The organism is Streptosporangium sp. 'caverna', assembly GCF_003203775.1.
Taxonomy (GTDB): domain Bacteria; phylum Actinomycetota; class Actinomycetes; order Streptosporangiales; family Streptosporangiaceae; genus Streptosporangium; species Streptosporangium subroseum.
In genome coordinates, this window is sequence record NZ_CP029711.1 from 7864990 (window position 1) to 7879561 (window position 14572).

Sequence of the window (14572 nt, forward strand, 5' to 3'; positions counted from 1 at the left end):
CTGAGGCTAGGAGCACAGGATCGACGCCCGTACCCCTAGCGCTCCCCTACGGAACCGCTCGCTCAAGCCCGTCCCAGCTGCGAATCAATGAACTTCAGCAGCTCGTCGTCGGAGTCTCCGACCGGCGTCTGCGGCAATGGCGCAGGCGCCGGAGCACCCCCCGCTTCCAGCACGGACAGCAGCGAACGGAGCTTGATCCGCAGTTTGGTGCCCGTGATCGTGTCCGGGGTCGAGCCGGCGAGCCGCCGCTCTATCTCGTCGAGTTCGTCGAGTACGGAGCGTGAATTGTTCGGGACGATATTAATACGCAGGTATGTCGCGAGCGCGGCCGGAGTGGGGTGGTCGAATACCAGTGTCGCGGGACACCGCAGTCCCGTCGACGCATTCACCCGGTTGCGCAATTCGACCGCCGTGACCGAGTCGAAGCCGATTTCCCGGAAAGCGCGGCCCGGCGGGATCTTCTCGGTGTCGGGAAAGCCGAGCACGGCCGCGATGTGGCCCCGCAGCAGGTCGACCAGTTCGCGGTCTGCGTCCTCGGCCGACAGGGTGGCCAGGCGGTCCCGCATCGCGGTGACGGCGTCGGTGTCCTCTGCCTGATCCGTGCCGCGCGTGGCGGTGGCTTCCAGCTCGTCGAAGAAGCGGCTGGGCCGTGCCAGGCCGAACGCCGGCAGGAATCGGGCCCAGTCGACGTCCGCGGCGACCAGCGCCGGCAGCGCGGTGGCCAGCTCGGCCACCGTACGTCCCGGGTCCAGAGGCCGGATGCCGAGCCGGAGCAGCGAACCGTCCGCGGCCACCGTGGCGGCGATCCCGCCGCCCGCCCACGGCGACCAGGCGATGGCCGTGGCCGGCCGGCCCTGGGCGCGGCGCCAACCGGCGAACGCGTCGAGGAAGGCATCGGCGGCCGCGTAGGCGGGGTGGCGCGCCGTACCCCAGACACCGGCCACGGACGAGAAGACGACAAAGGCATCCAGTTCGACGTCGGCCAGGAGCTCGTCCAGGAGGAGTGTCCCGGTGACGCGGGCGCCCGTCACCGCCGCGGTCTCGGCCGTCGTCAGGTCGGCGATCGGCGTGTCCTGGGCGACGCCGGCCGCGTGCACGACCGCGGTGAGGTCGGCGGGAAGGTCGGCGACGAGCGCGGCCACCTGGTCTCGGTCGGCGAGGTCGCAGGCGACGACGGTCACGTGCGCGCCAAGGTCGGCCAGCTCGGCACGGAGCGCTTCGGCGCCGGGGGCGTCCGGGCCCCGGCGGCCGGCCAGGACCAGGCCGGTCGCGCCGTTGCGGGCGGCCCAGCGGGCGACGTGCCCGCCGAGCGCACCGGTGCCGCCGGTGACCAGTACGGTTCCCCGCGGACGCCAGCCGCCTCCGGCCGACGCCGGTGCGGGCCGCAGGCGCCGCCCCCAGGCCTGACCTTCGCGGAGCGCGAGCTGATCCTCGCCCCCGGCCCCGCCGAGCACCGCGGCGAGCCCGTCCGCGCCGGTGACCGGCAGGTCGACCAGGCCGCCCCACCGCCGGGGGTGTTCGAGCGCCGCGACCCGGCCGAGGCCCCAGACCTGGGCCTGCGCGAGGCTGCGCACCGGCTCGGTACCGACCTCGACCGCTCCGCTGGTGACAACCCACAGCGGAGCGTCCACTCCGTCCAACGCCTGCAGCAGCGCGACGGTGTCCGCGAGGCCGCGGGGAACGCCCGGGTGGTCAGGGTACGGACGCTCGTCGAGCGCCAGCAGCGACACGATGCCCGCGATCTCGCCCGCCGGGATCTCACCCGCGCCGACGGTCACCACGTCCGCCCCGGACGACGCCAGCTGCTCCGTCACGGCCCGCACGACCGGGTCGGCGCCGGTGGGCGTCACGACCAGCCAGCGGCCGGTGAGCCGAGCGCCGCCACGGAGCGGCACCGGAGCCCAGCCGACGGTATGACGCAGACCCGCCTCCGGGGCGGGGAGGGGCTCGCCCGCATCGCTCGGCGAGAGCCAGTACCGGCGATGCTGGAAGGGGTAGGTGGGCGCGTCGGGGAGCCAGTGGCCGTCGGTGGGCCAGGCCCGCCAGTCGACCTCGACCCCGCGGACCCACGCCTCACCCAACGCCCGGACCTGCCCCGCCGGACCGTCCTCACCGCGCCGCAGCGTCCCCCACACCCCCGCATCCGGAGCACACTGCTCCAACGCCAACCTCAACACCGGATGCCCCGACACCTCGGCGAACAACCGGAAACCGTCCTCGGCCAGCTTCGCCACCACCGGCGCGAACCGCACCTGCCCCCGCAGATTCGCCCACCAATACTCCGCCCCCACCGCCTCGACGACCTGCTCACCGGTGACCGTCGAATACCACGGGATCACCGGTGCCGCACCCTGCACGTCCGCCATCCCGGCCAGCACCGCGTCACGCACCGGCTCCACCTGCGGCGAGTGCGAGGCGTATCCCACCTCCACCAGCCGGGCCCGCACCTCCTGCGTCTCGCACCAGGACACGAACGCCTCAAGCGCCGGCCGCTCCCCCGCCACCACCACCTGCGTCGGGGAGTTCACCGCGGCCACCACCAGGCCCGCCCACCACGGGTCGGCCAGCCACTCCGCGACCTTCTCCGCGGGCGCACTGACCGAGGCCATCCCGCCGGTGCCGTCCAGCTCCACCAGCGCCCGGGAACGGGCCGCCACCACCCGGGCACCCTCGTGCACCGACAACGCCCCGGCCACCACCGCGGCGACCACCTCACCCTGCGAATGCCCCACCACCGCGGCCGGGATCACTCCGTAGGAGGCCCACCAGGCGGTCAGCGCCACGCCGACCGCCCACAGCACCGGCTGCACCACCTCCACCCGGGTCAGCCACTCGTCGCCACCGCGCAGGACGGCCTCCACCGAGAAGCCCACCAGCGGCGCCAGCGCCGCATCACACTCCCGGAGACGTTCGGCGAACGCCGGGGAATCCAGCAGCCCCACCGCCATCCGCAACCACTGCCCACCCTGACCCGGGTAGACGAACACCACGTCGGCCCCCGACACCGAACCCGACACCGGTGCCAGCCCACCCGCGGCCGCGTCCAGGCCGTCGAGATCCCAGGCCACCGCGCGCTCGGCCAGGCCGGCCCGGGTCGCCAGCGTCGCTCCGACGTCGGCCAGGGAGGCGCCGGCGGCGACGAAGTCCCGCATCGCCGCGGCCTGCGTCCGCACCGCACCGGCGTCGGCGCCGGAGAGCAGCAGCGGCACCGGCCCGCCCGACGCCTGGGCCGGGGCCGGCTCAAACGCCGAGGCCGGCTCGGACGTCGGGGTCGGCTCGGACGCCGATGCCGGAGCCAGTGCCGATTCCGGTTCGACCGCCGGGGCCGATACCGATGCCGGTTCGAGCGCCGGAGCCTGCTCCAGGATGACGTGCGAGTTCGTGCCGCTGACGCCGAACGCGGACACCCCGACCCGGCGCGGTCGCCCGGTCTCCGGCCAGGGCCGGGCCTCGGTGAGCAGCTCGACGCCGCCCAGCTCCCACTCCACGTGCGGGGAGGGCTTGTCGACGTGCAGCGTCTTGGGCAGCACACCGTGCCGCATCGCCAGCACCATCTTCATCAGCCCGGCCATGCCGGCCGCGGCCTGGGTGTGGCCCAGGTTCGACTTGATCGACCCGAGCCAGAGCGGCTCACCGGTACGGCCGGCACCGTAGGTGGCCAGCAGCGCGTTGGCCTCGATCGGGTCACCGAGCGTGGTGGCGGTGCCGTGGGCCTCCACGGCGTCGATGTCGGCGGGGTCGAGCCGCGCGTTGGCCAGCGCCTGGCGGATCACCTTCTGCTGCGAGGAACCGCTCGGCGCGGTCAGCCCGTTGGAGGCCCCGTCCTGGTTCACCGCGCTGCCCCGCAGCACCGCGAGCACCGGGCGGCCCGCCCGCTGGGCGTCGGAGAGCCGCTCCACCATGAGCACGCCGACGCCCTCCGACCAGCCGGTGCCGTCGGCGGCGGCGGCGAAGGACTTGCACCGCCCGTCGGCGGCCAGGCCGCCCTTCCTGCTGAACTCCACGAACGGGCCGGGCGTCGACATGACCGTGACGCCGCCGACCAGCGCCAGGTCGCACTCGCCCTGCCGCAGCGCCTGCGCGGCCAGGTGCAGCGCGACCAGCGACGAGGAGCATCCGGTGTCGATGGTCATCGCGGGGCCTTCGAGCCCGAACGTGTACGAGACCCGTCCGGACAGGACGCTACCCGCGTTGCCGGTGCCGAGGTGGCCCTCCAGCTCGCTGGGGAAGATCCCCATCGACCACATGTAGTCCGAGCCGTTGGTCCCGGCGAACATGCCGGTACGGGTGCCGCGCAGGCCGAGCGGGTCCAGGCCCGCGCGCTCCAGGGCCTCCCAGGAGCACTCCAGCAGCAACCGCTGCTGCGGGTCCATCGCGACAGCCTCGCGCGGCGTGATCCCGAACAGCCGCGCGTCGAAGCCGGCGACGTCACTGAGGAAGCCGCCCTCGCTGGTGTAGGTGGTGCCGCGCACCGACGAGTCGGCGTTGACCAGGTCCCCGAGGTACCAGCCCCGGTCGGTGGGGAACGGCGACATCGCGTCGACGCCGTCGGCCACCAGCCGCCACAGGTCGTCCGGGGAGCCGACCCCGCCGGGGAAGCGGCAGCTCATCGCGGTGATCGCGATCGGCTCGTCCAGCGCGGCCACGCTCGCGGTGACGGTCACGGTCGCGGCGGGGGCGGCGGTTCCGCCGACCCGGGCGAGCAGGTGCGCCGCGAGCGCGGCGGCGTTCGGGTGGTCGAAGACGACCGTGGCCGGCAGCGGAACCCCGGTCTCGGCCCGCAGCCGGTTGCGCAGGTCGACCGCGGTGAGCGAGTCGAAGCCCAGGTCGCGGAAGGACCGGCGGGGCGCGATGTCGTCGTTGGAGGCGTGGCCGAGCACGGCGGCGGCGCTGGCCCGGACGAATTCGAGGACGACCCGCTCCCGCTCGGCGGCGGGCAGGCCGGCCAGGCGGGTGGCGAGACCGGCGCCGTCTCCGGCGGGCTCCGCGGCCCGCGCGAGCGCGTCCCGGACGGCGGGGATGTCGCCGATCAACGGCCGGGGACGCTCGGCGGTGAACAGCTCGGCGAAGCGCGGCCAGTCGACGTCGACCACGCAGATCGTCGTGTCGTCCTGCGCGACCGCGAGACGCAGTGCCTCGATCGCCGGCTCGGTCGGCATCGCGACGATGCCGCGCCGGCGCAGTTCGGCCCCGACCTCGGCCGAGGCCATGCCGGCTTCGGCCCATGAGCCCCAGGCGATCGCGGTCATCGCGCCGCCGCGGGCCCGGCGCTGCTCGGCGAGCGCGTCCAGGGCGGCGTTCGCGACCGCGTAGGCGGCGTGCGACTGGCTGCCCCAGACACCGGACAGCGACGAGAACGTGACGAACGCGTCCACGTCACCGACCAGGGCGTCCAGATTCACCGCGCCGGCGACCTTGCCCGCGAGCAGTCGCTCCACCAGCGCGACGTCGGTCTGGTCGAACGGCACGTTCGCGCCGACCCCGGCGGCGTGCACGACGGCGTCGACCGTTCCGACGCTCGCCAGCAGTGCCTCGACCGCGGCCCGGTCGGCCAGGTCACACGCGACGATCCGCACCGCGACGCCGGTCTCGGCCAGCTCGTCGCGGAGCCGCGCGGCTCCGGGGGTGTCGGCGCCGCGCCGGCTGGTCAGCACGAGCCGCTCGGCGCCGTTCGCGGCGGCCCAGCGCGCGACCCGGGAGCCGAGCGCGCCGGTGCCGCCGGTGATCAGGATCGTGCCGCGGGGCTGCCAGCCCTCCCCGCCCTTCCTGGCCGGGGCCGGGGTGACGCGACGGGCCCACAGCCCGCCGGAGCGGATCGCCACCTGGTCCTCCGCGCCCAGGGCACCGGCGAGGACGGCGGTGAGGGTCTCCCCCGTGCGGGCGTCCAGCGTCTCGGGCAGGTCGACCAGGCCGCCCCAGCGGCGAGGCATCTCCAGCCCGGCGATCCGGCCCAGGCCCCAGACCTCGGCCTGGGCGAGGCTGCGTGGAGCCCCGTCGACGCCGACCGCCCCCTGGGTGAGGACCCAGACGGGGGCGTCGTTCCCGGCGTCGCCGAGCGCCTGGATCAGCGCCAGCGAACCGGCGACCGCGCGCGCGACCAGGGGGTGTTCCGGCATCGGCCGCTCGTCGAGGGCCAGCAGCGACACCACCCCGGCGTACGGCCCGGTGGGCAGGGCGGCGGCCAGCACGGCCCGGTCGGCGGCCGCGTCCACGACCAGCACGTCAAGGTCGGGGAAGAGGCCGGCCAGGTCCGGGGTCTCGACGCCGTCGGGCCGCACGAGCAGCCACCGGCCCTCCGGTCGCGCCGGTACGGGGACCGGCAGCGGGGCCCAGCCGACCGCGTACCGCCAGCCGTCGATCGTGGACGTCAGTTTCCTTCGCGCCCGCCAGGACGTCAGGCCGCCGAGCACCGGCTCGACGACGTCGGTGGCCAGGCCGAGTTCTCCGGCGAGGGACTCGGCGCCGGCCTCGACGGCGGTCCAGAACTCCGGGTCACCTCCCTGGTCCCGGCGCTGCTCCTCGGGCGTCAGCCAGTGGCGGCGGCGCTGGAACGCGTAGGTCGGCAGTTCGGGGAGCCAGGGCGTATCGGCGAACCACGGCGACCAGTCGATGCCGGCGCCCCGCGCCCAGGCCTCGCCCAGGGCGCGGATCTGCCCGGCCGGGCCGTCCTCGCCGCGGCGGAGCGTGCCGCAGACCTCGGCGTCCGGAGCGCACTGCTCCAGCGCCACGGTGAGCACCGGGTGACCGGAGACCTCGGCGAACAGCCGGAACCCGGCGTCGGCGAGGCCCTGGATCACCGGCGCGAACCGTACCTGCTCGCGCAGGTTCGTCCACCAGTAGCCGCCGTCCACCGGGTCGGTGATCCGCTCCCCGGTGACCGTGGAGAACCAGGGAATGCGCGGTACGGCGCCCCGCACGTCGGCCAGTCCTTCGAGGATGGCGTCCCGCACCTGCTCGACCTGCGGCGAGTGCGACGCGTACCGGACCTCGACCAGCCGGGCCCGCACCCCCCGCTCCTCGCACCACGGGACGAACGCCTCCAGCCGGGGCCGGTCGCCGGCCACGACGACCTGCGCCGGGCCGTTGACCGCGGCCACGACGAGGTCGGCCCAGCTCGGTTGTCCCGAATCCTCAGGCGCGGCCAGCCAGCGCTCGACGTCGGCCGCGGCGGCGCTCACCGAGAGCATCCCGCCGTTCCCGCTGAGGTCGATCAGCGACCGGGACCGGACCGCGACGACCCGCGCGCCGTCCTCGATCGAGAGCGCGCCGGCCACCACGGCCGCGACGACCTCGCCCTGCGAGTGGCCGACCACCGCCGCCGGTGTCAGCCCGTGTGACTCCCACCAGGCGGTGAGGGCCACGCCCACCGCCCACAGCACCGGCTGCACGATCTCCACCCGGGTCAGCCAGTCGTCCGTGCCCCGCAGTACGGCCTCCACCGAGAACCCGGCGTGCGGCCGCAGCGCCGCGTCGCACTCCCGGAGGCGGTCGGCGAACGCCGGCGAGTCCAGCAGCCCGACCGCCATGTTCAACCACTGGCCGCCCTGCCCCGGGTAGACGAACACCACGTCGGAGGCGTCGAGGGCGGTGCCGGCCACGAGCCCGGACTCGACCGCCTCCAGGCTCTCGAGGTCCCACGCCACCGCCCGGTCGGGCAGTGCGGCCCGCCGGGCCAGCGTCGCCCCGATCTCCCGCAACGACGCTCCGGCCGCCGCGAAGTTCCGTACGGCGGCGGCCTGCGCCCGCAGCCCGGCCGGGCCGGCACCGGAGAGCAGCAGGGGAACCGGCCCGGCCTCGGTCGGCCGTACGGTCTCCTCGACCGGATCGCCCTGCTCGAGGATCACGTGGGCGTTCGTGCCGCTCATTCCGAACGACGACACGGCCGCCCGGCGCGGACGGCCGGTCTCCGGCCAGGACCGGGCCTCGGTGAGCAGTTCGACCGATCCGGCGGACCAGTCGACCTTCGGGGTCGGCTCGTCGACGTGCAACGTCTTGGGCAGCAGCCCGTGCCGCATGGCCAGGACCATCTTGATGATGCCGCCGACGCCCGCGGCGGCCTGGGTGTGGCCGATGTTCGACTTGAGCGAGCCCAGCCAGAGCGGCTCCTCGCGGTCCTTGCCGTACGTCGCCAGCAGTGCCTGAGCCTCGATCGGGTCGCCCAGCGCGGTGCCGGTGCCGTGCGCCTCGACGGCGTCGACCTCCTCCGGCTCCAGCCCGGCGTTCGCCAGCGCCGCCCGGATGACCCGCCGCTGGGCGGGGCCGTTCGGGGCGGTCAGGCCGTTGGAGGCGCCGTCCTGGTTCACCGCCGTGCCGCGGATCACGGCCAGCACCGGACGCCCGGCCGCCCGCGCCGACGAGAGCCGCTCGACCAGCAGCACCCCGGCGCCCTCGCCCCAGCCGGTGCCGTCGGCCGACGCCGCGAACGACTTGCAGCGGCCGTCGACGGCCAGGGCGCGCTGCCGGGAGAACTCCATGAAGGTCCCCGGCGTCGACATCACCAGCACGCCGGCGACCAGCGCCTGGTCGCACTCGTCGGCCCGCAGCGACTGCGCGGCCAGGTGCAACGCGACCAGCGACGACGAGCACGCGGTGTCCACCGTGACCGCCGAGCCCTCCAGCCCGAACGTGTACGCCAGCCGGCCGGACAGGACGCTGGAGGCGTTCCCGGTGCCCAGGTGTCCTTCCAGCTCACCGGGGTGGTCGCCGAGCAGGCCGAGATAGTCCTGGTCGTTGCTGCCGGTGAAGACGCCGGTACGGGCGCCGCGCTGGCCCAGCGGGTCCAGACCGGCCCGCTCGAACGCCTCCCAGGCGCACTCCAGCAACAGCCGCTGCTGCGGGTCCATCGCGCGGGCCTCGCGCGGGCTGATCCCGAACAGGGAGGCGTCGAAGTCACCGACGTCGTAGAGGAACCCGCCCGCGCGCGTGACAGAGGTACCGGACGCGTCGGGGTCGTCGCTGAACAGCGTGGTGAGGTCCCAGCCGCGGTCGGCCGGGAAGTCTCCGATCGCGTCCGTGCCCCCGGCGACCAGACGCCAGAGATCCTCCGGGCCGCGCACCCCGCCGGGGTAGCGGCAGGCCATGCCGACGATCGCGATCGGCTCGGTGGCCCGCGCGGTCGCCTCCTCCTGCTGACGGCGGAACCGGTTGGTCTCCTTCAGTGCGCTGCGCAGGGCCTTGACGAGCTTGTCGTCCGGCTGGGTCATGGTTTACTCCGCTCGTCAGGCCAGGTCAGGGGTTGTCGGAACTGCTGGGGTGGGGGGCGGGGCGGCTGGGGGATCGGAGTTGCTGGGGCAGGGGTTGTCGGAGCTGCTGGGTCGGAGCGACCGGGTGCGTCGCGGGTGACGAGGTAGGTCGAGAGATCGTCCTGGCGGTACGGCTGGTGAGGTAGGCCGAGGAGTCGTCCTGGCGGTGCGGCTGACGGAGTAGGTCGAGGGGGCGTCCTGGCGATACGGCGTCGGGAGTATCGGTCGTCGGGATCCGGGCGTGGGCGTCAGTCCGCGTCAGGGGCGTCGCCGCCCAGCGCGAGCTTCACCAGGTCGTCGAGATCCATCTCGTCGAGGTCGTCGGTGGGTGCGGCGGTTTCCGGGACCGACCGGCCCGGCTCCGCCGGCGCCAGCCGCAGCAGCCGGGGCAGGAGCCCGGACTCCCGAAGCCGCTCGACCGGGATCGCGGCCAGCACCGCGCGGATCTCGGCGTCGGGCAGCTCCGCCGCCGCCTCGGCGGGCACGAGCGTCTCCCGCAGATGCCCGGCGAGCTGCTCGGCGTTCGGGTAGTCGAAGACGAGCGTCGGCGAGAGCGACAGCCCGGTGGCGGCGATCAGCCGGTCGCGCAGCTGTACCGCGGTGAGCGAGTCGAAGCCGAGCTCGCTGAACGCCCGGCCTGGCGCCACCGCGGTTCCCGACCCGTGCCCGAGTACGGCGGCCACCTCGTCCCGGACCAGTCGCAGCAGGATCCGGTCCCGCTCGGCCGGGGTGGCGTCGGCCAGCCCCGCGGACAGGTCGTCGCGTGCCGGGCCCGCGTCGGTCTGTCCGTCCGGGAGCAGATCGGTGAGCAGCGGCCGGGGCCGCGCGGTGGAGAACACCGGAACGAACCGCGCCCAGTCCACGTCGGCCACGGTGACCAGAGCGTCGTTCGCGCCGACCGCGACGCTGAGCGCGTCCAGCGCGCGGGCCGGTGCCATCGGGGTGAGCCCGCGCCGCCGCAGCCGGTCCGCGATGTGATCGTCGGCCGCCATGCCGATCCGGGCCCACGGCCCCCAGGCGACCGCCGTCCCGGGCCTGCCCCGCGCCCGGCGCCGCGCGATGAGCGCGTCCAGGGCCGCGTTCGCCGCCGCGTAGGCGGCCTGCTCCGCGCTCCCCCAGACACCCGCGATCGAGGAGAAGACGATCAGTGGCACGTCCGGCAGCAGCGCGTCGAGGTGGGCCGCGCCGTCCACCTTGCCGGCCGCCACGGCGCGCAGGTGGTCCGCGTCCTCGGCGGCCAGCGGCACATCCTGGCTGACGCCGGCCGCGTGCACGACGGCGTCCACCTCGCCGACGTCGGCGAGCAGGGCCTCGACCGCCGACCGGTCGGACAGGTCGCAGGCGCGCGCCTCCGCCATGGGCAGCTCAGCCAGCAGTTCCTGCGCGCCGGGGGCCGCGGCGCCCCGGCGGGAGACCAGCACCAGCCGCCGCGCGCCGTGGGCTACAGCCCACCGGGCGACCTCGGCACCCAGGCCGCCGGTGCCGCCGGTGATCAGTACGGTTCCGTCCGGCCGCCAGTTCGGGGCGCCGCCCGGCACGGGTGCGGGGACCAGCCGCCGCAGCATCGGGCCGGTCGCGCGGAGGGCGATCTGGTCCTCGGCGCCGAGCCCGCCGGCCAGCACCGCGACGAGCCGGGCCGCCACCGGGGCGTCGAGCCTCTCGGGAAGGTCGACCAGCCCGCCCCACCGGTCGGGGTGCTCCAGGCCGGCCACCCGGGCCAGCCCCCAGGCCGCCGCCGGGTCGAGATCGGGCGCCGGGTCGTCCGGCCCGGTGGACACCGCGCACCTGGTGAGGAACCAGTGCGGTGCCGCCAGGTCCAGCCGGGTGACCGCGAGGGCCTCGGCCGGGGTCGACACCGCGGCCAGCACGCCGTCGAGGTCCGGCCCGGGCTCCGTGACCACCTCGGCGCCCGCGGCCCGCAGCGTACCGGCGAGGGTGCCGTCGTCGTCACCCAGCACGAGCCAGACGCCGGTCAGCGACGCCGCCTGCGGCTCGACGGCCGGCTGCCACTCGACGCGGTAGCGCCATCCCTCGGTGCCGGGCTGCTCCGCGGGCAGCGCGTCCAGCCAGAACCTCCGCCGGTGGAACGCGTACGTCGGGAGATCGACGCGGTGCGCGTCCGGGAGCACCGCGGCCCAGTCGACCGGGGAACCGTGGACGAACAGCGTGGCCAGGGCGGTGAGCGCGGTGGTGGGCTCGTCCCGGTCCCTGCGCAGCGTCGGAACGCACACGGCGTCCGGCCGCAGCTGCTGGGTCATCGCGGTGAGAACGCCGTCCGGCCCGAGCTCCACGAACGTGCCGATGCCTTCCAGCGCGCCGATCGCGTCGGCGAACCGGACCGGCCTGCGGACCTGCTCGACCCAGTACTCCGGGTCCGACCACTGCCCGGGCGTCACCGGCAGGCCGGTGACCGTCGAAATCGCCGGCGTTTTCGGCTCGGCGAAGCTCAGGGTCTTCACAACGGCCCGGAACGCGGCGACCATCGGCTCCATCAGCCGCGAGTGGAAGGCATGACTCGTCCGCAGGCGATTGGTCTTCCAGCCCCGCTCGGCCGCCAGCTCGGCGATCCGCTCGATGTCGTCCTCAACCCCGGACACCACCACCGAGGCCGGACCGTTCACCGCCGCGACGTCAACGGCCAGGCCCTCGCCGTTCGCCTCGCCGTCGCCCACGACGGCCAAGCCACCGCCACGCGACTCGCCACCGCCGTTCGATTCATCGCCGCCACCTACGGAGGCCAGGAGCGCCCGGACATCCGCCTCGGCCGCTCCAACGGCGAGCATCGCCCCGCCCGAGGGCAGCGCCTGCATCAACCGGCCCCGTACGGTGACCAGCGTGGCCGCGTCCGCCAGTGAGAGCACCCCGGCCACGTGCGCCGCCGCGATCTCCCCGATCGAGTGGCCCACCAGGACGTCGGCTCGGACGCCCCAGTGCGAGAGCAGGGCGTGCAGCGCCACCTCGACGGCGAAGAGCGCCGGCTGGGCGTACCCGGTCCGGTGGATGAGGTCCTCGTCGCCGAGCACGGCGGCCAGCGGCCGGTCCAGGTGCGGGTCGAGCGCGGCGGCGACCGTGGCCAGCGCGTCCGCGAACACCGGGAACTCGGCGGCGAGCCCCGCCCCCATGGCCAGTCGTTGCGCGCCCTGTCCGGTGAGGAGGAACGCCCGCTTCCCGCGTGCTGTGACTCCCTCGACCACACCCTCGCCCCGGCCTCCGGCGGCCCAGGCGGTCAACGCGTCGACGGCCTTCCCCGTGCCGTCGTCGGTCCGCTGCGCGAGGAACACCGCCCGGTGCGGCAGCGCGGCCCGCAGCGTGCTCGACCAGGCGACGTCGGCCAGGGACTCGCCCGGGTGTTCCCGCAGGTGCCGGCCGAGCCGCCCGGCCTGCCGGCGCAGCGCGTCGGCGTCCGGCCCGGTGACGACCAGCGGTGCTACCCGGCCGGCCGCCGAACCGGAAGCGACCGTCTCGGCCGGGGGCTCCTCCAGGATGACGTGCGCGTTGGTCCCGCTGATCCCGAACGAGGAGACGCCCGCCCGGCGGGGGCGCTCCCCCGCCGGCCACGGCCGCGCCGAGGTGAGCAGTTCGACGTTCCCGGCGGTCCAGTCGACCGTGGGCGTGGGCTGATCGACGTGCAGCGTCTTGGGCAGTACGCCGTGCCGCATGGCCTGGATGACCTTGATGATCCCGGCGACCCCGGCGGCGGCCTGGGTGTGCCCGAGGTTGGACTTGATCGACCCCAGCCAGAGCGGTGTCTCCCGGTCCTGACCGTAGGCGGCCAGCAGGGCCTGCGCCTCGATCGGGTCACCGAGCGTGGTGCCGGTGCCGTGGGCCTCGACCGTGTCGACGTCCTGCGGCCTGAGATCGGCGACGGCCAGGGCTTCCCGGATCACCCGCTGCTGGGCGGGGCCGTTCGGCGCGGTCAGGCCACTGGACGCGCCGTCCTGGTTCACCGCCGTACCCCGGACGACCGCCAGGATCGGGTGGCCGTACCGCTGGGCGTCCGACAGCCGTTCGACCAGCAGCATGCCGGCACCCTCGCCCCAGCCGGTGCCGTCGGCGGCGGCGGCGAAGGACTTGCACCGGCCGTCGGCGGCCAGGCCGCGCTGCCGGGAGAACCCGATGAACGTGTCCGGGGTGGCCATCACCGCGGCCCCGCCGGCCAACGCCAGGTCGCACTCGCCCGCCTGCAGCGCCCGGGCCGCCAGGTGCAGCGCGACCAGCGACGACGAGCACGCGGTGTCCACGGTCAGCGCGGGGCCTTCCAGCCCGAGTGTGTAGGAGATCCGCCCGGAGGCGACGCTGCCGGAGTTCCCGGTCCCGAGGTAGGCCTCGACCTCGTCCGGGACGTCGAGCAGGCGCGCGGCGTAGTCGTGGTACATCAGCCCGACGTAGACGCCGGTACGGCTGCCGCGCAGGCCGAGCGGGTCCACCCCGGCGTGCTCCAGCGCCTCCCAGGCCGTCTCCAGCAGCAATCGCTGCTGCGGGTCCATCGCCAGCGCCTCACGCGGCGAGATCCCGAACACGTCCGGGTCGAAGTCGGCGGCGTCGTAGAGGAACCCGCCCTCCCGGGCGTACGACGTACCGGGGTGATCGGGGTCGGGGTGGTAGAGCCCCTCGACGTCCCAGCCCCGGTTGGCAGGGAACAGCCCGATGCCGTCCCTGCCCTCGGCGACGAGGTTCCACAACTCGTCCGGGGTGGTGATCCCGCCCGGGTAGCGGCAGGCCATGCCGACGATGGCGATCGGCTCACGCGCCCCGGCCTCGACCTCCGCCAGCCGCTTGCGGGTCTGGTGGAGGTCTGCGGTCACCCGCTTCAGATAGTCCCGAAGCTTCTGCTCACTCGACGACACCAGCGCGTCACCTCACTCCGGCGGTCACCGGGATCGCGGGGGCGGGCGGCACCACGGACCGGCGGCACCGTCCCAGACGGTAAGAGCGCCCAGCGGCCCCCTCAACCCCTACGACTCCCTTAGAAGACGTTCCGGGGTCGGGTGGGACCCAGACCGGCGTCACCACGACGCGGCGCGTGGTCAGGCATGGCAGTAGCCGTGAGCCGGTGCCGTCCTGCCGAGAAAGCGGTCACCCCATCGCTGCCGCCCTATCGAGAAAGCGATCACCCCATCGGTTCTGCCCTTCTGAAAAGGCGATCACCCCGCCGGTGCCGTGCTGCCGAGGAGATGGTCACCCCGCCGGTGCCGCCCTGCCGAGGGGGTGACCACCCCGTCGGCTCAGCCGCTCGGAATGAGTACGGCCCGAGCGAGGTCACGTATCGCGAACTCCCCACTCGGGCCGCACTCTTCCAGCCGGGAAGGCGGCACGCCGCCACCGGCTGG

General features: G+C 74.9%; 2 protein-coding genes. Both read right to left on the reverse strand.

Annotation, left to right across the window (positions count from 1 at the left end; all coding sequences use genetic code 11):
* Positions 1-62: 62 nt before the first annotated feature.
* Positions 63-9203 carry a type I polyketide synthase gene (locus DKM19_RS33995; protein ID WP_110701448.1) on the reverse strand — a complete coding sequence of 3047 codons (9141 nt, stop codon included), beginning with the start codon at positions 9201-9203 and terminating at the stop codon, positions 63-65.
* Between the two features lie 287 nt (positions 9204-9490).
* Positions 9491-14089 (reverse strand): type I polyketide synthase, encoded by a 4599-nt coding sequence (locus DKM19_RS52820; RefSeq protein ID WP_110701450.1) that lies wholly within the window; start codon positions 14087-14089, stop codon positions 9491-9493.
* Between the last annotated feature and the right edge of the window lie 483 nt (positions 14090-14572).